Source organism: Gammaproteobacteria bacterium (genome assembly GCA_013816845.1).
Lineage (GTDB): Bacteria > Pseudomonadota > Gammaproteobacteria > DSM-16500 > DSM-16500 > Aquicella.
On the sequence record JACDDU010000002.1, the window covers coordinates 101,335 to 126,806 of the forward strand.

Sequence of the window (25,472 nt, forward strand, 5' to 3'; positions counted from 1 at the left end):
CTTAACGTAAGCAACTTTTTTGAAATGGGGAACTTTTTGTGAATTATGACGCTTCTTTATTAAATTATTTTTTACACGCAAGCCTCGTGGTGAAGTGCGTTATGGTGATTTTACTAACTGCTTCTGTCTTTTCATGGTCTTTTATCCTGCAGCGTTTTTTTTATTTCCGAAGAATGAAGCGTCAAGTAAAAAAGTTTGAACAATCTTTTTGGACAGGCGAAGATTTAGCGCGCTTATATGCTCAAACGAAACATCAAGAAATTTTATCTGGCATTGAAGTTATTTTTCGCGCGGGCTTTAAAGAGTTTCAGCGAATCCAAATGCGCGCCCACACCAGTCTTAATTTAATGATTGAGAATACAAAACGAGCCATGCATGTTGCCCTGATACGCGAACAAGACAAAATGGAAACGCATTTGCCCTTTTTAGCCATTGTCGCATCAACCAGCCCTTACATCGGTTTATTCGGCACAGTGTGGGGTATTATGCAAGCTTTCAGAGCACTTGCAAATGTTTCCCAAGCAACGATTGCGATGGTTGCGCCGGGTATTGCCGAAGCATTAATTGCAACGGCATTAGGTCTATTTGCAGCCATTCCTGCAGTGATTGCCTACAACCGATTTTTAACTGAAATTGGTGGATTGATGAATCGGTATGAAGGCTTTCAAGAAGAGTTAGTGAATGTACTGGTACGTCATTCTAAAGATGAAGATCGAGGGTTCGCCGCACAACCAAGCCACCCGAGGGAAGTTGATTATACCGAACCAAAAAAGCATGCTTATGTGCCGCCGCACTATCAAGCTGATGAAGCCATGGATTTACTCGAAACAACTGTGGAGTAATTATTTATGTCGCATTTGCATCAACCCGGAACGAGACGACCCATGGCTGAAATTAATGTCGTACCGTTTATTGATGTCATGCTAGTGTTGTTAGTGATTTTCATGATAACAACGCCTTTATTGACGCAAGGGGTTAAAGTCAATTTACCTAAAACTGCGGCAAAATCGATTGTGGATCAGCAAAAAGAGCCTTTGATTGTAACAGTTGATTCCGGCGGAAATTTTTATTTCAATTTAGCTGAAAAACCTGAACAAGCAATTCCCCCTCAAACTTTGTCCCACTTAGTTACAACTTTATTACCTGCAGAGGGTGAGCAAGAGCGAGCAGTATTAGTTCGTGGTGATCAAAATGTAAATTATGGCAAAGTGATGGAGGCAATGGCTTTACTGCAAAAAGCCGGCGCTAAAAGTGTCGGTTTGATTACTGAACCGCAACAACCTAATTCATCCAAAATAGGTTGAGCCTTAACATGGCGAAGTTCCGTCATGTTCTAGTTTCATTAGTGCTCCATGTGGGAATTTTGTCGATTTTTGTTTTAAGTTTTGAACTGGCGACCCTTCCTCCGGTTTTGGAAAACAGTAATCATCCACCTGTTATTAATGCTGTTATTTTGGGTGAAACTCCTAAAAGTAAAATTTTACCTCAGGAAACACCGCCTCTTGAGATCACAGAAAATGCAGTCAAACCTATTGTACCGCCACCATTAAAAATTATAGCGAAGGAAATACCGCCGGCTGAAAAACCTAAACCAAAATTAATGACCCCACCTGATACTATTGCCTTAAAAAAGTCAGAAAAAAAGCCAGAAAAAAAACAAGTTGATAAAAAAATAGCGATAAAAAAATTTGCTGAAAATCTGGCGCAGGACTTATTAACTGAAATTAAAAAGCAGCCGGACAAAAAAGAGTTAGCAAAAAAACAATTTGAAAAAACATTACGTGAACAAGCGGAAAAATCCCTACGGCAAAATTTATTAGATGAAAAATTAAAATTACAAGCTAAGGAAAATAAACAATCAGCGGGCGTGGTGAATAAGTATAAAATGCTAATCCTCCAAGCTATTAGTGAAAAATGGTTAATTCCAGAGGGGACTAATAAAAAGCTATCGTGTGAATTGCTGATTCGCTTAACCAAGAATGGTGCAGTCTTAGAAGTTAAACTGGTTAAGAGTAGTGGTAACCCAGCCCTTGATTATTCAGCGCGAGCTGCTGTATTAAAAGCATCTCCTTTACCCGTTCCGACGCGCGAAGCTGATTTTTCTGCGTTTCAAGAATTTGCATTGAAGGTCAAGCCTGAAGATATAAGACAGCAGATGTGAGGTAAGCTTTGGATATGTTATCCTAGAATCCAAGCTGAAGGAGCTTTTATAAGTGCCCTACTGCTAACAGGGAGAGTTTTCATGGGGGTATTGTTTTTCATTTTAATCGGGGGTGGACTTGTTGCCTATCTCATTTATGATTTCATACGTAACACCCAATATATTATTTCTTTAAAAAAGTCGGTTGAATCGCATCAAGCCGACATAGTGAAATTGCAAACTGCCTTACAAGAAAAACAAATTGAAAGTAACACCTTAAAAACCCGACTTAATCATACCTTCGAAGATTCTGTTACGAAGTTATTAGGTTGGCAATTATTTGAAGACCGTTTGCAACAAGGTATTAAGGAAAGTGAACGATACCATTTCACGATGGGTATGGTTTTTGTTGATATTGATCAATTTAAAATTATTAATGATGCTTTAAGTTATGAAGTCGGAGATGCCTTACTAAGGCAGGTTGCTGAACGGTTACAAGATTCCATCCGTCAAGTTGATAGCATTGCACGCTTCGCCAAAGATACATTTGCTATACTATTGGCGCAATTGAATAAACCCGAAACAGCCGTAGTAGTTGCTCAGCGTATCTTACAATCCCTGAAAGCCCCTTTTTATATCATGGGTCATGAGCTCTACATCACTGTTGGTGTAGGTATCGCTATTTATCCCACGGACGGTCAAGATGCCCCTGCATTACTAAGAAGCGCTGACCATGCTTTACATCTGGCGAAAGAATCTGGAAGTAATCATTATCAATTTTATCAAGAGGGTTTACATGCGCGTAGCCAACGCGAGTTAGCACTTCATACCAGTCTGAACAAGGAAACGATTTGCAAGGAATTCAGTATTTATTACCAGCCGATAGCGGATGTAAAAACATCCACTGTGTTTGCGCTGGATGCTTTACTCCATTGGCAGCATGCTCGATTAGGATTAGTTGGTCCTGAAGAATTATATTCTTATTCGGATAAACAACGAAAATTAAATGTTATTACTGAATGGTTGATCAAAGCTGCATGTCAGCAATTTTTAAAATGGGAACATTTAGAATCAAAGCCTTTATATGTCGGCGTTCCTATTTTTCTGAAGCAGCTTGAAAGCACCCAATTTATTTATCGTATTTCACAAATCTTACAAGAACTTGGTTTCAAACCTGAACGATTATTACTTGAAATTAAAATGAATGAAGCGGAAATTCCTTATTCATCTTTAATCAAAGCTTTTAACATGCTGCATTATATGGGCATTAAAATTGCGCTCGATCATTTTGGCAGTGATACATTTGCACTGTCATATTTGAAAAATGTTTCGCTCCATTACCTACGCTTAGATCCTAAGCTTATTGAAGACATCACAACGAATCAAAAAACCGTTGCTTTAATTAAATCGATCCAATTGCTTGCGCAAAACTTATCAATCGATTTAATTGTTCAAGGTGTTGAAACGAAAGAGCAAGCGAATGAATTAAAGTTGTTAGGCTGTCATCTTTTAGAAGGACATTTAATTAGTCCTGCTGTAAGTGCTTATGAAATTGAGCAGCGGATGGCGGAAGCTATTTTAATTTGATAATTTAACTTTCATATTCTCTTGCAAAAGCACGATTTAAAATTTGCTTGTCAAAGCCTTCTGGATTTTTCTTTTCGACGCAATTCAAATAAACTGCACTAACAACAATCATTTCGAGTGCGGCAGATATTGAAAAAACAATTAAAAAGAAAGGAATGAATAACACCATGACTTTGGTCAGTAATACTGGGTCGGTACCAAAAAATTCACTGATTAGCATTAACGCAAAGATAAAAAAAATACTGACTAAGGCTTTAATACTAAGGGTATGACGAAATCCTTTACCTATAATTTTCGAAGAGCGACGCATCGCTTGCAAAGGGGATAAATTCTTTTCCATCATGAGAGGGAGGGCAAAATAAGCAGCTGCATGCCAAGGTAATCTGCGTCGACGCTTAGTTATCCGTTCTAATATTTGCTGAGGCAAATCAAGCCATCTTGCGAGAACGCCCCAGGTGCTATTTAAGAGGCCCCATAAACCCAACTGAAGCCAATGCTTTGCTAATAATTTAAATCCTGATACAACGCCGGGATTTTTACCTTTGAGTCGTTGAATCACTATTTGCGTTAAGATGCCATTGAGATAGGCACTGATGCTTGCGAGAAAAAAATAAGCGATTGCAGTGCCTATTAAAATCCAGACCCAACCGAGAGCGGGGTAAGCTGCCAAGAAGGCAAACCCGGTTAAAAATAGAAAAGCGGTGATCAAGCTTAGTAATAAAGGAAAAATATTTAAATCCGGATTACGACAAAAAAAGAAGAGTGCATTTTTAGCTAACTGAAAACTGTCGGTGTAGTTCGTTTGCTTTAATAATCTTTTCATAAATTCCGTGACGATGACTTAGTATTTTAAACAGAAGTTCTAAAATTATACATTATTTATACAGATAAGCCTTATTTGAATCTTAAAAGCCTTTCAGTTACGGGGTTTTTTTAGCTAGGATATTGAATTGTTGAGAAAAATTAGGAGTTGTTATGCGGCGAGTTGGGATCTCTATCATTCTATTAGCTTTTTTCAGTTTTTTGCCTTTTTCAGCCTCAGCTATCTTGAGCATGGAGCTTACGCAGGGGATTACAGGGGCCATACCTATTGCTATCGTCCCTTTTAATAAAGCTGACACGGCAATGCCTGAAGATGTCGATAAAGTCATTACCAATGATTTACAAATGAGCGGGCGATTTAAAATCTATGGGCGGAATGAATCGAGTAAGCTACAGAACAATCCGCGTGATTTCTCCAAAGATTATTTTAAGCGTTTAGGAACGGATCATGTCGTGGTAGGCAGTGTTAAAGCGCTTGGAAATAATCGCTATGAAGTAGCGTATCAATTGTTAGATATGGAACGTGTCGTTCTTAACTATAAATATACCGTTAATGAACAGGGGCTTCGCACCCTTGCACATCATATTAGTGATGCCATTTATCAGCAACTAACGGGAACTCGGGGTATTTTTTCCACTAAAATTGCTTATGTCGTTGTAAATGCTTCTCCTAAGGGGCGTCAACATACATTAGAAGTAAGTGATCACGATGGTTTCAACCCAAGGCCTTTACTTAAATCACCCGAACCCATTATGTCTCCGGCCTGGTCTCCCAATGGTAAGCAACTTGCTTATGTATCCTTTGAAAATCGTAAGGCAGGTATCTACTTACAAGATGTTAATACCGGTGCGAGACGATTACTTAGTCAATTCCCGGGTATCAATGGTGCGCCATCCTGGTCTCCAGATGGACAAAAGCTTGCCTTAGTTTTATCGAAAGGTGGCTCACCTAATATTTATGTGATGGATATCAACTCTCACGTAATGACCCAAATAACGCACGATACTTTTATCAACACGGAACCGGCATGGTCAACGAACGGAAAATCATTACTCTATACTTCAAATCGCAGTGGCGCCCCGCAAATTTATCAAGTCGATATCAATAATGGTAGTGTGAACCGCATTTCCTATGATGGTGATTACAATGCCCGTGCTTCTTATACGCGCGATGGGAAGAATGTCGCTATGATTCATCGGGTGGCTGGTTTTTATAATATTGCGGTCTTGGATTTGAATGCAGGGACCACACGCGTTTTAACAACTTCCTCGCGTGATAGTGCTTCTCCCAGTGTTGCCCCGAATGGCAGCATGATTTTATATGACACTGTTTATCGTGGGCGTAATGTTCTCGCGATGGTTTCAGCAGATGGTAAAGTGCAGCTAGTCTTACCCGATCGAAATGGGCAAGCCCAGGATCCTGCTTGGTCACCTTTTCTATCATGAGACCAGACTTGCGTATGCACTAATTCACGGTATACTTTTTCTCTAATAAAGATGACCAAGGGGCACGGTTATGATGAAAATGAAAGGGATCAAATTATTTTTAATTGCCAGTTGTGTAGTAACACTTGCGGGTTGTCATGCAAAAAAACCGCAAGATCCAGCTGCGATTAACGATGCTAATGCGGCTTACCAAAGTGCTGAAACTTCAGGGCTAGGGGAAGAATCGTCTTTTGGTGAAGAAGGAGTTGAAGGGAACCAACAAGCACAGATTAACCGAAAAATTTACTTTTTTGATTTTAATAGTTTTGATGTACACGAAAGTGATAAGCCCGCGATTTATGCAAACGCTAATTATCTAATGTCTCATCCTAATGCACGGGTTATGCTAGAAGGCCATACCGATCCACGCGGCAGTCGAGAATACAACATCGGATTAGGTGAAAGACGAGCTAAAGCTGTTGCGGCCATCCTCACTTCGCGTGGGGTGAACCCTGGGCAAATTCGTATCGTAAGTTATGGTGCGGAAAAACGCGCAGCTTTCGGTCACAGCGAAGCAGACTTTCAAAAAGATCGTCGTGTTGTCCTCGTCTATCTCAACCGTTAACTAAAAGGCGATGACTGTGAAAAATCATTTCTCTTTCCTCTTAGCGACATGCACTGTTGGAATGGCGTTCACCATCATGTGTACCGGGCCCTTGTGGGCTGAGTCAGCACCCGTGTTTGATGTGGATAACAATGCTATACAACAAGCTGAAAATAATGATGCTTCCCCCCAAGAAGAGTATCCTATGCCCCCGCCGCCACAAGGTCAGGGGCAAGAAGGTACTTTTGTGCCCATGCAGCCTGAAGTGATGAATGAACCTCCACCACGGGAGCGACGCGAAACGTATCGAGAGTCAGGCGGAGCAGGGAGCAGTGCAAGGATAGATGTATTACAAAATCAGGTGCAAACCTTACGCGGCCAAGTCGAACACTTACAACGCTTATTAGAAGATGTGCAAAATCAACAAGCGGCGATTATGGTGGAACTTGAAAAGCGTAATGCTCAACCTGTCATCGCCACGACTTCAACAACGATTGCACCCAATGGTGTAGCCAGCAAAAATGTCGTAGTGAAACCGACAGAAACTGCCGTGGTTGCAAAAACGACTGATTTGTCACATCAACCGGATGTGGCAGAAGAGCAACAAATTTATCAAACGGCTTATAACTTAATTAAAGCTAAAAAGTACAATGATGCTGTAAATGTCTTACAAAATATGCTAAAAAAATATCCGTCAGGACAATTTGCCTCAAATGCCCATTATTGGCTTGGTGAACTGTATGGGTTGCTAGGCAAAAATGATCAAGCGTTGAGCGAGTTTAGTACAGTGGTAAAAAGCTATCCAGATAGCCCTCGCCTATCAGATGCTCAACTTAAAATTGGTTTGATTTACGCGGCAGATTTAAAATGGGCTGATGCTAAAGCCGCTTTCAAAAAAGTAATTAACCGTTATCCAGGCACTACCTCTTCTCGCTTAGCCTCAGAACAATTAAAACAAATCAAACAAGCAGGTCATTAAAAACAAATCCCGCAGTCATTGTTGACCGCGGGATTTTTAATTCTTTCTTCTCACTGCACTACAAGCTTCAGAAACGTCCACCAGCGCTTTGTGCGCTACACAAATACCCGCATGAATGCAATTGTTCCCTCTAAGCAATTTGCGCAGCAAGCAACGCTCGCAGCGTTTATAGGACCATAATCATTCAAGACGCGGCTGCAATAAACCAAAGCACATGTGTTAACAGGAAAACAGGGGTCAAAGAAGATTACAGAAAGAATAAGTTGCTGTTTTTATCAATGGGCCGTCTGCGATTCGAACGCAGGACCAACGGGTTAAAAGCCCGCTGCTCTACCGACTGAGCTAACGGCCCTTTGATTCAGCAAAGGCTGCTATATTACTGATTCTCACAGAAATATCAACGACCAGGTGCATCTCCCCACAAATATTTATGTAATTGGATTTGAAAACGAACCTTTAAACGATCTTTTACAATCCAATCGGCAAGATTCGCAGCGTTCATCTCGTTATAACTCGGGGAAAATAAAATTTCGCAATGATCCTGTAATGAAAATTCCTCAATAATTTTTTTCGACCATTGATAATCTTCCTGGCTGCATATCACAAATTTAATTTGGTCATGAGGGAGTAAATGATTAAAATTATTCCAGTCGTTACGATTTACTTCGCCTGAGCCCGGCGTTTTGACATCAAGAATTTTAATCACCCGTGGATCTACCACTGAAACATCCAATGCCCCACTCGTTTCAAGCGAAACTTGATAATCAGCATTACAAAGTTGCGTGAGTAAGTGGATGACGGGGCGTTGCGCAAGGGGTTCGCCTCCCGTAACCGTTACGAACCGTGCGCCATATGAGTGCACTTTTTGCATAATGGTGTCAATTTCATACCAATTACCGCCTTGAAAAGCATAAGCCGTATCACAGTAATGACATCGAAGTGGACAACCTGTTAGCCGAATAAAAACGGTTGGCATGCCGACACTACGCGTTTCACCTTGCAATGAAAAAAAAATTTCAGTGAGACGTAATCGATTCACTGGTGATGCCTCTGTTATAAACCATGGATGGGAGAAAAAGGAATGGATTGTAGCAACATTTTACCAGTTTGAGGAGGTTTGGCCTGGTTATGTTTAGTGGGTTCTACCAGGCGCAAAGAAGTGATTATAAAAAGAACAAGATGTCAGTTTACGAATAAAGCGAATTTGTTCCATGTTATGCTTGATAGATACGTAAATGCCCTTATTTAAATAGAAGACTTCCCTTCAAAGGCAGAATGATATGCGTATGGAAAAGTTAACGAGCAAATTTCAAGCAGCACTGGCTGATGCACAATCGATGGCATTAGGCCGAGACCATGCGGTTATCGAACCTGTTCATGTATTGAAAGCTTTATTAGAGGAAGACAACAGTTCCATCGCTTCCCTGCTCATTAAAGCACAAGTGAATCTTCCCCAACTTCGTAACGAATTGGATGCAGCCCTTAATCGACTGCCTAAGGTGGAAGGAACCGGGGGTGAGGTTCATATTGCTAATGAGTTGAACCGAGTGTTGAATTTAACAGACAAAATTGCACAAAAACGTAAAGACCAATATATTTCAAGCGAATTATTTTTGCTCGCGGTTTTAGAAGATCATGGTGTGCTGAAAGATATTTTACAAAAAGCCGGTGCAGTGAAAGACAAATTAGAAAAAGCAATTGATGAAGAGCGCGGAGGTCAAACAGTGGATGATCCAAATGCAGAAGAACAACGCAATGCACTTGCAAAATATACAATTGATTTAACCGAGCAGGCTGCAAAAGGAAAGCTGGATCCTGTCATTGGCCGAGATGCAGAAATACGACGTACGATTCAAGTGTTACAACGTCGCACTAAAAACAACCCTGTTTTAATTGGGGAACCAGGTGTAGGCAAAACCGCCATTGTCGAAGGCCTTGCACAACGCATCGTTAATGGCAGCGTTCCTGAAGGTTTGCGCGATAAAAAATTACTTTCTTTAGATTTAGGATCTTTGATTGCTGGGGCAAAATTTCGCGGAGAATTTGAGGAACGTTTAAAAGGTGTTTTAAAAGAATTGGCTAAGCAAGAAGGCCAAGTTATTTTATTTATCGACGAACTTCATAATGTTGTTGGTGCTGGAAAAGCCGAAGGATCAATGGATGCAGGTAACATGTTAAAACCTGCGCTCGCTCGCGGCGAATTACATTGTGTCGGTGCAACGACATTAGATGAATATCGAAAATACATAGAAAAAGATGCCGCACTTGAACGTCGATTTCAAAGAGTGCTCGTTGAAGAACCTTCGGTGCCTGATACGATTGCAATTTTACGGGGATTGAAAGAACGGTATGAAGTGCATCATGGAGTTGAAATAACTGATTCTGCTATTGTTGCCGCTGCGACTTTATCTCATCGTTATATTACTGATCGTAACTTACCGGATAAAGCGATTGATTTAATTGATGAAGCAGCAAGTAATATCCGCATGGAAATTGATTCCAAACCCGAAGTCATGGATAACTTAGAGCGTCGTATCATTCAATTAAAAATTGAACGTGAAGTTTTAAAAAAAGAAAAAGATGAAGGTTCAAAAAAGCAATTGGAAAAACTTGAAAATGATTTACAAAAATTAGGAACCGAATATAAGCAACTTGAAGACATTTGGAAAGCTGAAAAAAGTACTTTACATGATGCAACTGCAATCATGAGTGAATTGGAAAAAGTGCGCAACGAATTAGAAGCCGCAAGACGGTCTGGCGATCTTACCCGGATGGCCGAACTTCAGTATGGAAAGATTCCCCAGTTAGAAAAACAATTAACTGAAGCTTCCAATCAACAACCGCAAGCATTACGTTTATTACGGAATAAAGTTACGGATGAAGAAATTGCAGAAGTTGTTTCCAAATGGACTCATATTCCGGTCGCCAAAATGCTCGAGGGTGAGAAAGAAAAATTAGTTCATATGGAAGAGGCACTTCATAAAAAAATTATTGGACAACGTCAAGCTGTTACCGCTGTGTCGAATGCGATACGTCGATCGCGTGCAGGATTAGGTGATCCAAATCGTCCGATTGGTTCATTTTTATTTCTTGGTCCAACAGGGGTTGGAAAAACAGAATTATGTAAAGCTTTAGCAGATTTTTTATTTGATACAGAAGATGCGATTATCCGATTGGATATGTCTGAGTTTATGGAAAAACATTCTGTATCACGTTTGTTAGGCGCGCCACCTGGTTATGTAGGTTACGAAGAAGGTGGGTATTTAACGGAACACGTTCGACGTAAACCCTATTCCGTTATTTTATTGGATGAAATGGAAAAAGCGCATCCCGATGTCTTTAATGTTTTATTACAAGTCTTAGATGATGGCAGATTGACAGACAGTCAAGGTCGCACGGTTGATTTCAAAAACACGGTTATCGTGATGACTTCCAATTTAGGGTCAGATTTAATTCAAGATATTTCCCGAACGGGTGATTATTTTGAAATGAAGGAAGCGGTGATGGGGGTAGTGGGCAAACATTTTCGTCCTGAATTTATTAATCGTATTGATGAAATTGTTGTTTTCCATCCTTTGGATGAGGAACAAATTAAAACGATTGCGAAACTTCAAATCAATCGGTTGCGTTCGCGTTTAGCGGAACGTGAATATGAAATAACGATAACCGATCGGGCATTGGATTATTTAGCAGCAACGGGTTATGATCCCGTGTACGGAGCACGACCTCTTAAACGTTCCATCCAGCAACATATTGAAAATCCTTTAGCACAAGAAATTTTAACCGGTAAGTTTGCGCCAGGGGATGTGATTGATATTGATTTGCAAGATGATCATATTGTTTTTAAGCGTGCCAAGGAAACGGTTTAACTGAAAACCGACTGAAGGAACTTATCTCATGTATAAGCACATACTTTTCGCAACTGATCTCACAGAAGATACTCAATATTTGATCGAGAAGGTGCGTCAAATGCAGACTTTTACGCAGGGAACTTTAAGTATCATTCATGTTGTAGAACCTTTACCCGGTTATAGTTATGCCTATCTCGGTATTGAAGACATTGAAGGGCAGCTTATTGCCGAGGCACAACAAAGTATCGAAAAACTCGGTGAAAAATTAAATATTGGTAAAGATCATCAATTCATTGAAGTTGGGCCCACTAAGACGAAAATTTTAAAAAAAGCTGATGACCTCCATGCTGATTTAATTATATGCGGAAGTCACGGCCGACATGGATTATCTCTATTATTAGGTTCAACCGCGAATGCCATTCTTCACGGAGCGGATTGTGATGTTTTAACAGTTAGGCTTCCTGAAGAAGAATAAAAGCCGCATTAGGCAAAGAAAGGTTACTCATGGAATATAAAGATTATTATTCAATTTTAGGCGTAGATCGAAAAGCAAATGAAGGCGACATCAAGCAAGCCTATCGCCGACTGGCGCGTAAATTTCATCCTGATGTTAGCAAAGAAACGAATGCTGAAGAAAAATTTAAAAATGTTCAGGAAGCATATGAAGTTTTAAAAGATAAGGAAAAGCGTGCTGCCTATGATCAATTGGGTAGCCAATGGAAGTCTGGACAAGATTTCAGGCCTCCACCGGGCTGGCAATCTCATGCAGAACATGGTGGTGGTCGCGGAGGTTTTCAAGGCGGTCAATTTGCTGAAGAAGATTTAGGGGGCTTTAGTGATTTCTTTTCACAATTATTTGGGGGTCGCGGTGGCGGCGGACATGCTGATTTTCGCCGAGGAGAGCAACATTTTCGTCAGCGCGGCGCAGATCAACGCGCCCAAGTTGCCGTAACACTTGAAGAAGCTTTCAAGGGCACAACGAAAACTTTTCAATTACAAATGCCCTCTATGGACGGCAACAGTGCAGTTAAAACTATTAAGGTTAATATTCCAGTAGGTGCTGCGACCGGTCAGCAACTTAGACTTGCTGGACAAGGTAGCCCGGGGATGAATGGAGGAGCTGCTGGTGATCTTTATCTGGAAATAGAAGTTGCTCCCCACCCTTATTTTTCTCTGACGGGTCGTGATGTTTATTTAAATCTCCCGCTCACCCCATGGGAGGCAGCACTCGGTACAAGTATTCGCGTGCCCACCTTAGGGGGTCCCGTAGGATTAAAAATAGCCCCGGCGACTCAAACAGGTCAAAAACTTCGTCTCAAAGGCCGGGGTATGCCAGGACCGTCACCGGGAGATCAGTACGCGGTTATTCAAATTATGGTGCCACCCGCTAAAACTAATGAGGATCGAGCAATATACGAGAAGATGGCGCAAGCAATGCCATTGGATCTGCGCAAAGCATGGGTTTTATAGAGGGAATTATGTCAAAAAAGGATTTGATTATTATTGCAGATTATACCGCCCAGTCGCAGCTTACTCTGAAGGAATTGTGCGAAGCTTGCCGGGTATCTGAAGAAATTATAAATAATTTAATCGAGTTTGAAATCGTTTCGCCGCCTGCAAGCAATGCTGATGAGCGAACCTTTAATTTAATCGAATTAAAGCGCGTACAACGTGCTTTACGCTTGCGTCGTGATCTTAACGTTAATTTAGAAGGCATTGGCGTACTTTTGGATTTAATTGAGCAGTTAGAACAATTAAAACAACAACTTCATTTTTTTGAAAAACAATTTAATCAACCTAAATGACAACTAAACAAATCATTTTATTTTTAAGCCTGACGCTTGTCATCACATTGAGTACACTTGTATTTGGCAAAGGGCATCGAACTTGGCTCGTCTTAGACATGATTAACTTGCCTGAATTACCTCGACATTTTCGCACCACGTCTGAACCTTTAGCTAACAAATTTAATCCCCACGGCTTAGCAGAATTAAAAGCATTGGGCAGTGGACAATTTTCCTCGTTAAGTCTTGAAGCAATTTTAAAAAAATTAAACACAAAATCATTAACCATTATTGATTTGCGTCAAGAATCGCACGGATTTTTAAATGGTCATGCCATTAGTTGGTATGGTCCTCATAATGCAAATAATGAAAATCAAAGTCCCCAACATATTAATTTGTCTGAGACAAAATTATTGCAAACCGTGCAAATGAAAAACGCAGTAAAAGTTTTTACGATTCTGCGTAAAACTGCAAACGAAGTTATTGATGAAGTGGAACCCACACATTTTAAAGTTAAAGAAGTGATGAATGAGTCTGACATTGCAACTCAACAGGGTGTTCAGTATCAACGATTTTATATTCAAGATTTTCATGCAGCAGAAGATCAGGAGGTTGACCGGTTTATCAACCTAGTGAAAGGAAAGCCGCACAATCATTGGTTATATTTTCATTGTCGTGCAGGGGTGGGTCGAACGACTATGTTTATGGTGATGTATGATATGTTGCGCAATGCCAAAGAAGTTTCTTTTGAAGATATCATGAAACGACAACATGCCATCGGTGGGAAAGATTTATCCGCACTCCCTAAACGTCACATTTATAAATATCAATTATCAAAAAATCGATTTCAATTCTTAAGAAAATTCTACGACTATGCGCGGGAAAATTCAGACCACTATCAAACGTCGTGGTCTGAATGGATTAAGCGAGTTTAAAGTTTCAATTCTATTGATGAAGATAGTGAAATTCACTTAGCGAGTTAGGATTGAAATCGCATGACGCTATCTTGTTCTTTATCATCAGCGGTAAAACGCAATGGATTAGCGATTAAACCTTTTTTGGCAAAAAAATAAATGACGCGTTGATTCCCACTTTGATTTGCATAGTTCGCAGCATTGAGTTGGTTCAGGTCTTCTTGATGAACATCATGGGTAAGTTGATAAACTTTTTCCACGGTTTCAATATCTCCAGACCATGCAGCAAAATGGAGCCAGGTTTCTCCACCTGCAGCAACTTTGTTGAGCATATCACCTTTATTAAGTGTGTTAACCAAATCGATTTGTTGAGGTTGACCACTGAGGGCCGCGAAATGGCCAATGTTAAACCCAAGCAGTGAATTGCTGTCCCATGGAATTCCTAAGCTTAAGGCAATCTGTGCTTGATCTGCTGAACCGCTTAATAAAGCATAATGAAGCGGATTCATTTCTAAAACATCTTGACTCCATTTATCGACTAACCCCTCATTAATTGCACTCCTGAAGGCAGACGTTTCACCACTTAAAACGATCAGCTGCCAAGGATGAAGGATGGAATTTTTTAAAACCTCAGGTAATTTTTTAAAACGCTGAAAGAGTGCATTGTAATTACTAATAAGTTTTAAATGTGCTACTTGGTCAAATAAATAAGCGGGTAATTCAGCGTCAATAAACATTTCTTTTATATCGTGTAATGAAGCTTTGTTAAATAAATTCCCTTTATACATATCGCTTCCTTAATTTAGCATTGATTAATCAAGACTGGGGTTTGGTGAAGGAAACCCCAGTGAATGAATTGTTATTTTTATTCAGTGAAATTTTTTTCAGCAAAATCCCAATTAATAATATCCCAAAAATTTTCAATATACTTTGGACGTAAATTTCGATAATCGATGTAGTAAGCATGCTCCCATACATCGCAAGTCATAATGGCTTTTTTATTTTGCTTTAAAGGTAAACCAGCATTACTCTCATTAATAATTTCTAATTCACCTTGGCTATCTTGAGCAAGCCAAGTCCAACCTGAACCAAATAACTTGGTTCCAGATTCTGTAAATAATTTTTTGAATTCATCGAATGAACCAAATTTTTTCTTTATCGCATCGGCTAGTTTTCCAATCGGCGCTTTGCTGCTATCCGGGGTCATGCATAACCAATAAAAAGAATGGTTCCAATGTTGAGCAGCATTATTAAAAATAGGCCCGGTTGCTTTTTTGATAATGTCTCCAAGTGACATATTTTGGTATTCAGTGTCTTGGATAAACTTATTTAAGTTGTCGACATAAGCTTTATGGTGTTTGCCGTGATGGTATTCCAATGTTTCTTTGGAAATATGGGGAGCTAAAGCCTCCAAGGTATACGGTAATTCAGGCAAAACAAATGTGCCACGTTCTTCACTAAGGTTCATGCGTTATTCCTTCAATAGATTTATTAGTATTGTATTGTAGCCTCGATTAGTTTAAAGCGAAATCAAGACTACTTTATCATGAGTGCAACTTCGGTTCGCCGTGTAAGCAAGGTTATCGAGATGACTAGAATGTTTCTTCAGTGCGCTGGGTCAAGACTTCATAACCTGTATCGGTAACTAAAATGGTATGTTCCCATTGAGCAGATAAGCTATGGTCTTTGGTCACCACCGTCCAAGCGTCTGGTAAAAGTTTTACTTCTTTTTTCCCAGCATTGACCATAGGTTCGATGGTGAAAATCATACCAGGCAAAAGTTCTGCACCCGTCCCTTTTTTTCCATAATGCAGCACATTGGGGGGTTCATGAAAAACTTGTCCAATTCCGTGACCGCAGTATTCGCGCACAATCGTAAAGCGGTTTTTTTCAGCGTGCTGCTGAATAATTTCACCAATATCCCCGAAGCGCGCTCCGGGTTTAACTTGTTCAATTCCCAGATACATACATTCTTGCGTAATACGCATTAAACGTTCAGCAAGAATTGAGATTTTACCCACAGCAAACATTTTGCTGGTATCTCCATGGTACCCATCTTTTAGCACTGTAACATCGACGTTAACAATATCACCTTCTTTCAACGCTTTAGCACTGGGAATCCCATGGCATACTTGATGGTTTACTGAAGTACAGATCGATTTGGGGAAGCCATTATAATTAAGGGGGGCAGGGATCGCCTGTTGAACGTTGACGATATAATCATGGCAAATTTGATTTAAGGCGTCTGTTGTTACGCCTGGTTTAATATGGGGTTCAATCATTTCTAATACATCGGCCGCAAGCTTGCCAACAATTCGCATTTTTTCAATGTCTTGCTTGTTTTTAATGATAATGCCGGTCATGGGATTCCAATTTGATCGAAACGGTTGGATGTTGTTGATTGAAAGCGTCTATGGTATAAAGGCGTGCTTTATTAAGCAACTATTTATGCCACATTACAGGGTGGCAAGTCCACACGCCTACCGATACTTTTCATTGGGTGCTTTGCGAGCAGTACTGCAAAGTTGATTGAAAAGAGTAGGGCGGAGGCTTAACCCAAACTAGAGGAATAGAGAATGTCCGTTACTATAGAAGATTTATTAAAAGCTGGTGTTCATTTTGGTCATCAAACGCGTTATTGGAACCCTAAAATGTCAGGGTACATTTATGGTTCGCGTAATAAAATTCATATTATTGATCTTGGTAAAACGCTCCCCTTATTTGAAGATGCGCTGAATTTTCTCAGTAGTGTCGCTGCGCGTAAAGGCAAAGTTTTATTTGTGGGTACAAAATATGCCTCGCAAGAAATTGTGCAACAAGAAGCAGAACGCTGTGGCATGCCTTACGTTAATCGCCGCTGGTTAGGTGGCATGTTAACCAATTATAAAACCATCCGCCAATCCATCAAACGCTTGAAAGAATTAGAAGCAATGTTTGAGTCTGGCAAGTTTGGTCGTTTAACAAAAAAAGAAATTCTAGGCTTAGAACGCGAAAAAGCAAAATTGATGAATAGCTTAGGCGGGATCAAAAACATGGGCGGCATACCTGATGCTTTATTTGTTATTGATGTTGGCCATGAGAAAATTGCAGTAAGCGAAGCAAACCGTTTAGGCATTCCTGTGGTTGGCGTTGTTGATTCCAATAATGATCCTGATGGTATTTCCCACATCATTCCTGGCAACGATGATTCCACTCGCGCTATTCGTTTCTACGCAAAATCGGTTGCTGATATTATTTTAGACGCCAAAGTGAGCTCGCAAGATTTAACTGATGCGGGTGACTTTATGGATCTTCCAGATAACCAAGCAGCCCCTCTTGCCCTTGATAAGGCGAGTGGTGATGATAATCAAGCCAGTAAGTAGAGGTTCACTATGTCAACAATTTCTGCAGCGCAAGTGAAAGAATTACGTGAGCGCACAGGCGCTCCCATGATGGAGTGCAAAAAAGCCTTATTAACCACCCAAGGTGATTTAGATGAGGCAGTGGCGGTGCTAAGAAAAACAGGTCGAGCCAAAGCTGACAACAAAGCAGGTCGTATTGCAGCAGAAGGCGCGATTGTGATTGCTGTGCAAGATAAGACTGCCGTCATGCTAGAAGTTAATAGCGAAACTGATTTTGTTTCTCGTGATGGAAACTTCACTCAATTTGTTCAGCATGTTGCAGAGCTTGCAATACAACCGAATGTTGATAGCGTTGAAACTTTGGCATCTGTTCCTTTTGATGTAGCGCACACCACTGAAGAAGCTCGCTTAGAGTTAGTTGCGAAAGTGGGTGAAAATGTTCAAATTCGTCGCATGATTAAAACGGGAAATGCAGGTTCAGTGGGAACTTATTTACATGGTAATCGGATTGGTGTTCTTGTTGAATTAGATACAGAGAATGTTGATTTAGCACGCGATGTTGCGATGCATATTGCTGCGAGCCGTCCCATCGTTGTTTCGCCGGATGATGTTTCTCCAGATGAAATAGCAAAAGAAAAAGAGATTTACCAAGCGCAAGCTGCTAGCAGCGGTAAGCCACAAGACATTATTGATAAAATGGTTGTGGGAAGACTGCGTAAGTATCTTGATGAAGTCAGTCTTATCGGCCAACCTTTTGTAAAGGATCCGGATATTACCGTCGGTTCACTTCTGAATAAAGCACGCGCCAAGGTTATTGCTTTCCATCGTTTTGAGGTGGGTGAAGGGATTGAAAAAACAACAGAAGATTTTAAAGAGGCAGTCATGTCTCAAATGCAAGGAAGCTAAAGGCATCTTCTATGGAACAATCAACTGCTCAACCTATTTACCGCCGTATCTTACTGAAATTAAGTGGCGAAGCGCTACAAGGTGATCATTTATTTGGTATCGATGCGAGCAAATTGGCTCGCATCGCTCAAGAGATTGCCGGTGCTTATGATCTTGGCGTACAAGTTGCACTCGTCATTGGCGGAGGCAATTTAATTCGTGGTGCTGATTTATGTGCCGCGGGTTTTGATCGTATTGCAGCAGACCAAATGGGTATGCTTGCAACGCTCATCAATGGTTTAGCGCTGCAAGATGCACTTCAACGAAAATCTATTCCAGTTGCTCTCATGTCGGCTTTTGGCGTCCCTAGTATTGCTGCTCAATATGATCGCTCCCTTGCTATTGAAAAACTCGAGCAAGGACGGGTCTTGGTTTTTGCCGCAGGTACAGGTAATCCATTAGTGACAACTGATTCTGCTGCTGCATTACGCGGTATTGAAATCAATGCGGATATTGTTTTAAAGGCAACAAAAGTTGAAGGTGTTTTTGATGATGACCCAATCAAAAATCCTGAAGCAGAACGCTATCAACAATTAAGCTATGAAGAAGTTATTGCTAAACGCTTAGGTGTAATGGATTTAACAGCCATATTACTTTGCCAAGACCATGGTTTGCCGCTTCGTGTATTTAACATGAATAAGCAAGGTGCCTTAAGAAGAATTATGCTAGGTGAAGAAATTGGCACTTTAATTCAGTCACAGACACCCTAAATTTCTAGAGCATGTAGCCTTGATCTCAGTCAATCAAGGTGCATATTTATAAAAAATAATAGTGGAGTATTATCCGTGCAAAAGGTCCTTAAAGATTCTGATACCCGGATGCGTAAGAGTATTGAATCATTCAAAACAGAAATTTCCAAGCTAAGAACAGGACGCGCTCATCCCAGTATCCTCGATCATATACGTCTTGATTATTACGGCTCAGAATTACCGATCAACCAAGTTGCAAATATCACTGTTTCTGATGCCCGTACCTTAACCATCACCCCGTGGGAAAAGAAAATGGTGCAAGTGATCGAAAAAGCCATTATGAATTCTGATCTCGGTTTAAATCCTGCAACAACGGGTGAGATTATTCGGGTGCCCATGCCTGCTTTGAATGAGGAGCGTCGGCGCGAACTTATTAAAGTTGTACGCACCGAAGCTGAATCTGCACGCGTTGGCGTTCGCAATGTTCGACGTGATGCGAATGCAGAATTAAAAGAATTATTAAAAGCTAAGCAAATTACTGAAGATGAAGAGCGTCGTCTTGGCGAAGACATTCAAAAATTAACCAATAAATTCGTTGCTGAAATCGATGCACTTACGACCACTAAAGAAGCAGATTTGATGGCGATCTAACGATTTTACAGTTGCGCCTATCCAACGCGTTCAACAGTATGGATGGGCTTGGCAAGTCCCCGGGTTCAGCAAAGCTGAATTCGGGTTACTTTCCTAATCGGGAAAAATACTTGCTCAATAATCGATGCTGCTAACCCACCAACTGCCTGCATCAAATGAATAAAATCACTTAGTAAAGAAATGGACTTAACCTATGCTAAAACAACGTATCCTAACCGCGCTTGTCCTCATTCCGATTACGCTTCTTTTACTATTTTATTTACCACCGGCTTATTTCGCACTGTTAACAGCATTGATTACGTTACTCGCTGCTAAGGAATGGGCTCATTTAATGGGTCTTCGACGTTTCTTTCCTGTATTACTTTATGTTGGTTTCATCGCCTTGTTGCTTTGGGCCTCTTTGTTTATTTTAGTACAACTGCTCTTATTCATCGCGGCAGCATGGTGGATTTGCGCGAGCCTGGTTGTGTTCATTTATCCGCGTGGCAGTTCGTGGTGGGGTAAGGGCGTGATTTGGCGCGGATTAATGGGGGTTATCGTTTTAATCCCCTGTTGGGTTGCTTTTAATTATATTCGTAATCAACCCGATGGTATTTATGCGCTTTTATATTTATTTGTACTGACGTGGGGTGCTGATTCTGCGGCTTACTTTGTCGGGAAAAAATGGGGCAAAACCAAATTATTGCCTTTAGTTAGTCCCGGTAAAACATGGGAAGGATTAATAGGCGCTGTTTTATTTGGAATTGGATTAGCAGTATTAGCGCAATGGCTATGTAGTATTCCTAAAACGATTTGGCATTGGGGTATTCTGCTCTCCATGCTTACCGTTTTATTTTCAATCATGGGTGATTTATTTGAAAGTGCACTGAAGCGCCAAGAAAATTTAAAAGATTCCGGCCAATTACTTCCTGGACACGGTGGCTTATTAGATCGGATTGATAGCATGACGGCGGCTGCACCTATTTTTGCAACCGGTGCAACCTTATTAGGGATGTATTTATAGAAAGTGCTGCATAGAGTTCGCTAAATACTTGCACAAGCAATTCCAAAAACATTTACAAAGACTGGATTTTCACGATAAAAGTCCAGATAATTGGCCCCTTGATTAAGTAGGGTGCCCCGGGCATGATCACCTGCCTGATCGTACTTAGTCTAAATCTCAGAGAAGAGATGGCCAACGAGGATACAATGAAAAAATTTGCTGTGGTTTTAATTTTATTATGTGCACAATTTTGCACACCCCTGTGGGCACGATCCTTTGTAGTTCAGCGCATCCAAATTGAAGGGTTAAACCACATTACGCCAGCCACAGTAGAAAGTTATTTACCTATAAAAAAGGGTGACACATTAACTGCGGGAAAAACATCGAGCATTCTGCAAGAACTTTATCGCACTGGTTTTTTTGAACATATTACTTTAGCAGAGAAAAATAGTACTTTAATTATTCGTGTTGTTGAACGTCCGACGATTGGACAATTAAAAATCACTGGGAATTCGGTTATTCCCACTGATAAATTAACCGCTGTTATGCGTTCGTTAGATATTGCGGAAGGTCGTGTTTACAATCCTTCAATATTGCAAAAAATTAAGCAAAGCCTGATTAATCAATATTATCAATTGGGTCGCTACAATGCTCGAGTTGAGGTAAATGTTTCCACCATGCCGCGTAATCGGGTGATGGTAAAAATTAATATTTCAGAAGGGTTGGTTGCCAAAATCCGTCGCATTTCAATCATGGGCAATCATGCTTTTGACGAAAGCACACTTATCAAGCAACTCACTTTAACTACTTCTGGGTTGCTAACTTTTTTTACGCAAACTGATCGTTACTCTGAATTTCGTTTAGAAGAAAGTCTCGAGAAATTACGTAGTTTTTATTTAGATCATGGTTATGTTCATTTTGAAGTAAAGTCTGCCCAAGCGGAAGTGACACCCGATCGAAAGTCGGTTTATGTCAATATTGTTGTTGATGAAGGCGCATTGTATCGGATTCACACCTATCGACTTGAAGGTCGTTTAATTTATCCAGAAAGCGACTATAGAAAATATATCACTATCAAACCAGGTGAAGTTTTTTCAAGACAAAAAGTCATGGATACTCAAAAAGAGATAGCACGCTTCCTGGGCCAGAAAGGTTATCTGTTTACGCAAATTGTCATTAAACCTGAGATTAATGAAAATACCAAAGAAGTCACTTTAGTATTTGATATTAATCCTGGTAAAAGAACTTACGTAAGGCACATTACTTTTTCTGATAACACTCGCACTAATGATATTGTTTTGCGTCGTGAAATTCAGCAGTTAGAAGCAGCTCCTGCTTCTACCGTTAAACTTGAGGATTCAAAACATCGATTAAGTTTGCTGCCCTACCTTAAAGATATCGAAATGTCTTTAAACCCGGTCGAAGACCAAGATGATCAAGTCGATGTCAATTACAAAGTCAAAGAAGAAAATTCATCACAAGCTTCTTTTAAAGTAGGTTACTCACAAGCCTATGGCATTATTTTAGGCGCAGGGATTAACCAAAAGAATTTTCTCGGTACGGGTAATACGCTTGGACTGAATATTAATACAAGTAAATATGAGCAATTTTACGGTATTGAATATACCGATCCTTACTATACTGAGGATGGAATTAGTCGGAGCTTTAACGCCTCTATTTCACGCGTTAATCCAGGTAAAATTTCTGACTTAAATAGCGGTTACGCAACTAACCAATACGATCTTGGTGTTCTTTACGGTATACCCATCAGTCAAGAGATCGGTGCCCTCAACCGTATTTATGCAGGTTTAAATTATCAAAATATTCGAATCCATTTAAATCACGATAATCCAGGTAAAGTATCTAATCAGGTAAATAGTTTTGTTACGGACCATGGTAGTCACTTTCAAGAATTAGATTTAAAATTAGGCTATTCTCGGGATAGCCGTGATCGTGCTATTTTTCCAACATCAGGTGGCTTGCAAACTTTATTCTTGGATGCTTACGCCCCACTTTCATCAAGATCACTTTCATTTTACACCGTTAACTATCATGGCAAATGGTATCAACCTTTAATTGACCAGTTTATTTTATTAACGCGGGCTAATTTAGGTTATGGAAATGGATTGCACGGTATTCAAGATTTTCCATTCTTTAAGAATTTTTATGCCGGTGGTATCGATTCAGTACGCGGCTTTCAAGCTTTTACGCTAGGACCCCGTGACTCAAATGACCAAGCTTTTGGCGGCAATATGTTGCTTGATGCAAGCATTGCCCTGATTTTCCCTAACTACATCTCAGACAGCGTCCGAACAAGCGTTTTCGCTGATGCCGGTAATGTTTATACTTCCCTCAATAATCGCCAGTTTGGTGGCGCCAGTACGACTACAGGGCCTATTCGCTATGCCATTGGTATTGAAGCAGATTGGATTACTCCCTTTGGACCCATTCAGTTAAGTTTAGCTAAACCGTTTACACGACGCGGCGATAAGAGTGAGCCATTCCAATTTGCTCTAGGTGCAAATTTCTGATAAACATGGCATCATCCATAAGCTGTGGTTTTAGCAACGACTTAGTCTAGTTAAGTTGCATGGAATATCGTTTGTAAGGAAAAGCTGTTTAATTTAATTTGGAGAAACATCATGAAGATTATGAAAAAGATTGGCCTTTTTGTAGGTGCTTTGTTAGTAGCTGCTGGACTCAGCCCTTCTTTCGCGCAAGCCACCGATGTCGTAGCAACACCTACTACTGCTCAATTAAAAGTGGCTGTTGTGAATGTACAGCAAGTTTTACAACAATCCCCCCGAGTTTCAGAATTAAGCAAAAAGTTAGAAGCACAGTTTAAAACACGTCAAACCAAAATTAACGATGAACAAAAAGCATTGCAAGATGAATTGGATAAGATGAAAAAAGAATCTCCTACCATGAGTCAAAAAGATCGTGATGCAATGCAAAAGAAAGTGGCTGCAGAACGTGCTGACTTAGTTAAACAAGTTGTGGCTTATCAGCAAGATTTGCAAAAAGAACAAAATAGAATTATGCAAAGCATTCTTAATGATTTAAATGGCATTGTTTCTGGGATCGCCAAAAATCAAAATTATGCTTTAGTGCTAGATTCACAAGCAGTTATTTTTGCACCAGATGGCAATGATATTACCAAAGATGTTTCTAGCCAATTTAATGCAAAAGGCTAGTTGCTGCATTACTTCTACGCATGGTGATGGTCATTCGACATCACCATGCAAAAGTATTTCTCTCGATTTCTCATGACTACACCAAAAAATTTTAAATTAAGTGAACTTCTCGTCGATCTCGATGTCGAAGTGAAAGGCGACCCTCACTGTTTGATAAAAGGTATAGCACCGATTCAGCAGGCAGGTGCTGGCGAACTCACTTTTCTTAATAATGTAGCTTACCGTAAGTATCTTGCTACCACCCAAGCTTCAGCAGTCATTTTAACGGCAAAAGACGCTAAAGAGTGTCCCGTTCATGCTGTTATTAGTGCAAACCCTTATTTTGCTTATGCTAAAGTTGCAGCTTTTTTTCAAAAAAATAAAGTTATTCAGCCCGGCATTCATTCGTCTGCCGTCATTGATGAAAGTGCAACGATAGACTCAAGCGCAGCTATTTCAGCACATTGTTTTATTGGTCAAGGTGTAAAAATTGGCGCTCGTGTTGTAATCGGTCCCAATACGACGATAGAAGAGTTTGCTGAAATTGGTGATGATACCGTCATTGCTTCAAACGTTTCTATTTATTCAGCTGTAAAGATAGGACAACGTAATACGATTGCTAGTGGCGTTGTCATTGGCAGTATAGGATTTGGCATTGCACAAGCCGAGGGTAAGTGGCATAAAGTCCCGCAATTGGGTACAGTGCTGATTGGCGATGATGTAGACATCGGTGCCAATACTACTATTGATCGCGGCGCTTTAGAAAATACAATTATTGAAAATGGCGTTAAGCTTGATAATTTAATTCAGATTGGACATAACGTCCAGATCGGTGCCCATACCGTAATGGCAGGTTGCGTTGCCGTTGCTGGCACCGTCACAATTGGTAAACACTGTATGATTGGAGGAGCAACCTGCTTTGCTGGTCATATTACGATTTGTGATAAGGTAATGATAACGGGCATGAGTTCAGTTACAAAATCGATCATAGAACCAGGCATTTATTCTTCAGGTGTTGTAGGTATGGTTCCTAATCTCGAGTTTCGTAAAAATAATGCTAGGTTCCATCGTTTAGAAAATTTATATGAACGCGTTAAAAAGCTAGAAGATACTCTTAAAGATGATCATTAAGTTGGAACTCTGCTAATGGATATTCATGAAATTTTAAAGTTATTGCCCCATCGGTATCCCTTTTTGTTAATAGATCGTGTTCTAGAAATTGATATCGGCAAGTCCATCGTCGCTATAAAAAATGTGACCGTCAATGAAGCGTATTTTATGGGACATTTTCCCGAACGGCCGGTCATGCCAGGCGTTTTGATTCTAGAATCGTTAGCGCAAGCGGGCGGTGTTTTAGCCTATAAATCTACAAATTCATCTCCTAAAGATGCCCTTTATTATTTTGCAGGTATTGATAATGCACGCTTTCGCCGCATTGTTGAGCCTGGTGATCAACTTCGATTAGAGGTAAAAGTATTGCGGTCCAAACGTGATATTTGGAAACTAGAAAGTGCTGCTTTTGTTGGGGATGAATTAGCCTGTAGCGCAGAATTAATTAGTGCACGGAAAAGTTACTAAATAGGAG

General features: G+C 40.3%; 26 protein-coding genes and 1 tRNA gene. 21 read left to right on the forward strand and 6 right to left on the reverse strand.

Annotation, left to right across the window (positions count from 1 at the left end; all coding sequences use genetic code 11):
* The first annotated feature begins 38 nt into the window (after window positions 1-38).
* The 4 genes from tolQ to H0W64_04045 all read left to right on the forward strand — a co-directional run bounded on the left by tolQ (window position 39) and on the right by H0W64_04045 (window position 3,727).
* Window positions 39-842 (forward strand): protein TolQ, encoded by an 804-nt coding sequence (gene tolQ, locus H0W64_04030; GenBank protein MBA3660873.1) that lies wholly within the window; start codon window positions 39-41, stop codon window positions 840-842.
* Between the two features lie 6 nt (window positions 843-848).
* On the forward strand, window positions 849-1,304 hold the full coding sequence (gene tolR, locus H0W64_04035; GenBank protein ID MBA3660874.1) for a protein TolR: 456 nt from the start codon (window positions 849-851) through the stop codon (window positions 1,302-1,304).
* Between the two features lie 8 nt (window positions 1,305-1,312).
* Window positions 1,313-2,161 carry a cell envelope integrity protein TolA gene (gene tolA, locus H0W64_04040; GenBank protein ID MBA3660875.1) on the forward strand — a complete coding sequence of 283 codons (849 nt, stop codon included), beginning with the start codon at window positions 1,313-1,315 and terminating at the stop codon, window positions 2,159-2,161.
* Between the two features lie 81 nt (window positions 2,162-2,242).
* Window positions 2,243-3,727 carry an EAL domain-containing protein gene (locus tag H0W64_04045; protein ID MBA3660876.1) on the forward strand — a complete coding sequence of 495 codons (1,485 nt, stop codon included), beginning with the start codon at window positions 2,243-2,245 and terminating at the stop codon, window positions 3,725-3,727.
* Between the two features lie 4 nt (window positions 3,728-3,731).
* Here H0W64_04045 and H0W64_04050 read toward each other — a convergent pair whose 3' ends face one another.
* On the reverse strand, window positions 3,732-4,550 hold the full coding sequence (locus tag H0W64_04050; GenBank protein MBA3660877.1) for a hypothetical protein: 819 nt from the start codon (window positions 4,548-4,550) through the stop codon (window positions 3,732-3,734).
* 152 nt (window positions 4,551-4,702) lie between these two features.
* On the opposite strand from H0W64_04050, the gene tolB reads away from it, so the two are divergent.
* The 3 genes from tolB to ybgF all read left to right on the forward strand — a co-directional run bounded on the left by tolB (window position 4,703) and on the right by ybgF (window position 7,557).
* A complete protein-coding gene (gene tolB, locus H0W64_04055; protein MBA3660878.1) occupies window positions 4,703-5,995 on the forward strand; it encodes a Tol-Pal system beta propeller repeat protein TolB in 1,293 nt (430 codons plus the stop codon).
* 70 nt (window positions 5,996-6,065) lie between these two features.
* Window positions 6,066-6,599, forward strand: a complete 534-nt coding sequence (locus tag H0W64_04060; protein MBA3660879.1) for an OmpA family protein — start codon at window positions 6,066-6,068, stop codon at window positions 6,597-6,599.
* Window positions 6,600-6,615: 16 nt separating this feature from the next.
* Window positions 6,616-7,557 carry a tol-pal system protein YbgF gene (ybgF, locus tag H0W64_04065; GenBank protein MBA3660880.1) on the forward strand — a complete coding sequence of 314 codons (942 nt, stop codon included), beginning with the start codon at window positions 6,616-6,618 and terminating at the stop codon, window positions 7,555-7,557.
* A gap of 279 nt (window positions 7,558-7,836) precedes the next feature.
* Here ybgF and H0W64_04070 read toward each other — a convergent pair.
* Both H0W64_04070 and queE read right to left on the reverse strand, forming a co-directional pair.
* A tRNA-Lys gene (locus tag H0W64_04070) sits at window positions 7,837-7,909 on the reverse strand.
* Window positions 7,910-7,954: 45 nt separating this feature from the next.
* Complete coding sequence (gene queE / locus H0W64_04075; protein MBA3660881.1) at window positions 7,955-8,596, reverse strand: 7-carboxy-7-deazaguanine synthase QueE; 642 nt, start codon at window positions 8,594-8,596, stop codon at window positions 7,955-7,957.
* Window positions 8,597-8,837: 241 nt separating this feature from the next.
* On the opposite strand from queE, the gene clpB reads away from it, so the two are divergent.
* From clpB to H0W64_04100, 5 genes are read left to right on the forward strand one after another with little or no spacing between them, the layout of a single operon-like run.
* Window positions 8,838-11,426, forward strand: a complete 2,589-nt coding sequence (clpB, locus tag H0W64_04080; GenBank protein ID MBA3660882.1) for an ATP-dependent chaperone ClpB — start codon at window positions 8,838-8,840, stop codon at window positions 11,424-11,426.
* A 28-nt stretch (window positions 11,427-11,454) separates the two neighbouring features.
* The gene (locus H0W64_04085; protein MBA3660883.1) at window positions 11,455-11,883 is read left to right on the forward strand and encodes a universal stress protein; all 429 of its coding nucleotides are present in this window, start codon (window positions 11,455-11,457) and stop codon (window positions 11,881-11,883) included.
* 29 nt (window positions 11,884-11,912) lie between these two features.
* Complete coding sequence (locus tag H0W64_04090; GenBank protein MBA3660884.1) at window positions 11,913-12,878, forward strand: DnaJ domain-containing protein; 966 nt, start codon at window positions 11,913-11,915, stop codon at window positions 12,876-12,878.
* A gap of 8 nt (window positions 12,879-12,886) precedes the next feature.
* Window positions 12,887-13,213, forward strand: coding sequence for a MerR family transcriptional regulator (locus H0W64_04095; GenBank protein ID MBA3660885.1), 327 nt, complete (start codon window positions 12,887-12,889; stop codon window positions 13,211-13,213).
* Entirely contained in the window at window positions 13,210-14,127 is a 918-nt protein-coding gene (locus H0W64_04100) for a hypothetical protein (GenBank protein ID MBA3660886.1), read from the forward strand. The genes H0W64_04095 and H0W64_04100 overlap by 4 nt, the downstream gene beginning before the upstream one ends.
* Before the next feature lie 44 nt (window positions 14,128-14,171).
* Here the strand turns inward: H0W64_04100 and H0W64_04105 are convergent, their stop codons facing one another.
* From H0W64_04105 to map, 3 genes are all read right to left on the reverse strand, one after another.
* Window positions 14,172-14,894, reverse strand: a complete 723-nt coding sequence (locus tag H0W64_04105) for a hypothetical protein (protein ID MBA3660887.1) — start codon at window positions 14,892-14,894, stop codon at window positions 14,172-14,174.
* A 77-nt stretch (window positions 14,895-14,971) separates the two neighbouring features.
* The gene (locus H0W64_04110; protein ID MBA3660888.1) at window positions 14,972-15,574 is read right to left on the reverse strand and encodes a superoxide dismutase; all 603 of its coding nucleotides are present in this window, start codon (window positions 15,572-15,574) and stop codon (window positions 14,972-14,974) included.
* Between the two features lie 124 nt (window positions 15,575-15,698).
* Window positions 15,699-16,469: a type I methionyl aminopeptidase gene (gene map / locus H0W64_04115; protein ID MBA3660889.1), complete on the reverse strand. Its 771-nt coding sequence runs from the start codon at window positions 16,467-16,469 to the stop codon at window positions 15,699-15,701.
* Between the two features lie 213 nt (window positions 16,470-16,682).
* Here map and rpsB point away from each other — a divergent pair, with 213 nt between their 5' ends.
* The 9 genes from rpsB to fabZ all read left to right on the forward strand — a co-directional run bounded on the left by rpsB (window position 16,683) and on the right by fabZ (window position 25,465).
* Window positions 16,683-17,468, forward strand: a complete 786-nt coding sequence (gene rpsB / locus H0W64_04120) for a 30S ribosomal protein S2 (protein MBA3660890.1) — start codon at window positions 16,683-16,685, stop codon at window positions 17,466-17,468.
* 9 nt (window positions 17,469-17,477) lie between these two features.
* Window positions 17,478-18,353: an elongation factor Ts gene (locus H0W64_04125; GenBank protein MBA3660891.1), complete on the forward strand. Its 876-nt coding sequence runs from the start codon at window positions 17,478-17,480 to the stop codon at window positions 18,351-18,353.
* A gap of 11 nt (window positions 18,354-18,364) precedes the next feature.
* Window positions 18,365-19,102 (forward strand): UMP kinase, encoded by a 738-nt coding sequence (gene pyrH, locus H0W64_04130; protein MBA3660892.1) that lies wholly within the window; start codon window positions 18,365-18,367, stop codon window positions 19,100-19,102.
* 108 nt (window positions 19,103-19,210) lie between these two features.
* Entirely contained in the window at window positions 19,211-19,732 is a 522-nt protein-coding gene (frr, locus tag H0W64_04135; GenBank protein ID MBA3660893.1) for a ribosome recycling factor, read from the forward strand.
* Between the two features lie 193 nt (window positions 19,733-19,925).
* Window positions 19,926-20,735, forward strand: a complete 810-nt coding sequence (locus tag H0W64_04140) for a phosphatidate cytidylyltransferase (protein MBA3660894.1) — start codon at window positions 19,926-19,928, stop codon at window positions 20,733-20,735.
* Between the two features lie 185 nt (window positions 20,736-20,920).
* Window positions 20,921-23,245: an outer membrane protein assembly factor BamA gene (bamA, locus tag H0W64_04145; protein ID MBA3660895.1), complete on the forward strand. Its 2,325-nt coding sequence runs from the start codon at window positions 20,921-20,923 to the stop codon at window positions 23,243-23,245.
* Window positions 23,246-23,356: 111 nt separating this feature from the next.
* Entirely contained in the window at window positions 23,357-23,908 is a 552-nt protein-coding gene (locus H0W64_04150) for an OmpH family outer membrane protein (protein ID MBA3660896.1), read from the forward strand.
* A gap of 72 nt (window positions 23,909-23,980) precedes the next feature.
* Window positions 23,981-25,018, forward strand: coding sequence for a UDP-3-O-(3-hydroxymyristoyl)glucosamine N-acyltransferase (gene lpxD, locus H0W64_04155; GenBank protein MBA3660897.1), 1,038 nt, complete (start codon window positions 23,981-23,983; stop codon window positions 25,016-25,018).
* Between the two features lie 15 nt (window positions 25,019-25,033).
* Complete coding sequence (fabZ, locus tag H0W64_04160) at window positions 25,034-25,465, forward strand: 3-hydroxyacyl-ACP dehydratase FabZ (protein ID MBA3660898.1); 432 nt, start codon at window positions 25,034-25,036, stop codon at window positions 25,463-25,465.
* The last annotated feature ends 7 nt before the right edge of the window (window positions 25,466-25,472 follow it).

What these genes read in the sequence shown, in the direction of transcription:
- H0W64_04090 (MBA3660884.1), top strand. Translation starts at nt 11,913, where the DNA reads ATGGAATATAAAGATTATTATTCAATTTTAGGCGTAGATCGAAAAGCA.
- lpxD (MBA3660897.1), top strand. Translation starts at nt 23,981, where the DNA reads ATGACTACACCAAAAAATTTTAAATTAAGTGAACTTCTCGTCGATCTC.
- H0W64_04050 (MBA3660877.1), bottom strand. Translation starts at nt 4,550, where the DNA reads ATGAAAAGATTATTAAAGCAAACGAACTACACCGACAGTTTTCAGTTA.
- tolB (MBA3660878.1), top strand. Translation starts at nt 4,703, where the DNA reads ATGCGGCGAGTTGGGATCTCTATCATTCTATTAGCTTTTTTCAGTTTT.
- H0W64_04060 (MBA3660879.1), top strand. Translation starts at nt 6,066, where the DNA reads ATGATGAAAATGAAAGGGATCAAATTATTTTTAATTGCCAGTTGTGTA.
- tolR (MBA3660874.1), top strand. Translation starts at nt 849, where the DNA reads ATGTCGCATTTGCATCAACCCGGAACGAGACGACCCATGGCTGAAATT.
- H0W64_04045 (MBA3660876.1), top strand. Translation starts at nt 2,243, where the DNA reads ATGGGGGTATTGTTTTTCATTTTAATCGGGGGTGGACTTGTTGCCTAT.
- H0W64_04150 (MBA3660896.1), top strand. Translation starts at nt 23,357, where the DNA reads ATGAAGATTATGAAAAAGATTGGCCTTTTTGTAGGTGCTTTGTTAGTA.
- map (MBA3660889.1), bottom strand. Translation starts at nt 16,469, where the DNA reads ATGACCGGCATTATCATTAAAAACAAGCAAGACATTGAAAAAATGCGA.
- H0W64_04085 (MBA3660883.1), top strand. Translation starts at nt 11,455, where the DNA reads ATGTATAAGCACATACTTTTCGCAACTGATCTCACAGAAGATACTCAA.
- H0W64_04100 (MBA3660886.1), top strand. Translation starts at nt 13,210, where the DNA reads ATGACAACTAAACAAATCATTTTATTTTTAAGCCTGACGCTTGTCATC.
- H0W64_04110 (MBA3660888.1), bottom strand. Translation starts at nt 15,574, where the DNA reads ATGAACCTTAGTGAAGAACGTGGCACATTTGTTTTGCCTGAATTACCG.
- bamA (MBA3660895.1), top strand. Translation starts at nt 20,921, where the DNA reads ATGAAAAAATTTGCTGTGGTTTTAATTTTATTATGTGCACAATTTTGC.
- clpB (MBA3660882.1), top strand. Translation starts at nt 8,838, where the DNA reads ATGCGTATGGAAAAGTTAACGAGCAAATTTCAAGCAGCACTGGCTGAT.
- H0W64_04095 (MBA3660885.1), top strand. Translation starts at nt 12,887, where the DNA reads ATGTCAAAAAAGGATTTGATTATTATTGCAGATTATACCGCCCAGTCG.
- H0W64_04105 (MBA3660887.1), bottom strand. Translation starts at nt 14,894, where the DNA reads ATGTATAAAGGGAATTTATTTAACAAAGCTTCATTACACGATATAAAA.
- H0W64_04140 (MBA3660894.1), top strand. Translation starts at nt 19,926, where the DNA reads ATGCTAAAACAACGTATCCTAACCGCGCTTGTCCTCATTCCGATTACG.
- tolA (MBA3660875.1), top strand. Translation starts at nt 1,313, where the DNA reads ATGGCGAAGTTCCGTCATGTTCTAGTTTCATTAGTGCTCCATGTGGGA.
- frr (MBA3660893.1), top strand. Translation starts at nt 19,211, where the DNA reads ATGCGTAAGAGTATTGAATCATTCAAAACAGAAATTTCCAAGCTAAGA.
- pyrH (MBA3660892.1), top strand. Translation starts at nt 18,365, where the DNA reads ATGGAACAATCAACTGCTCAACCTATTTACCGCCGTATCTTACTGAAA.
- H0W64_04125 (MBA3660891.1), top strand. Translation starts at nt 17,478, where the DNA reads ATGTCAACAATTTCTGCAGCGCAAGTGAAAGAATTACGTGAGCGCACA.
- rpsB (MBA3660890.1), top strand. Translation starts at nt 16,683, where the DNA reads ATGTCCGTTACTATAGAAGATTTATTAAAAGCTGGTGTTCATTTTGGT.
- fabZ (MBA3660898.1), top strand. Translation starts at nt 25,034, where the DNA reads ATGGATATTCATGAAATTTTAAAGTTATTGCCCCATCGGTATCCCTTT.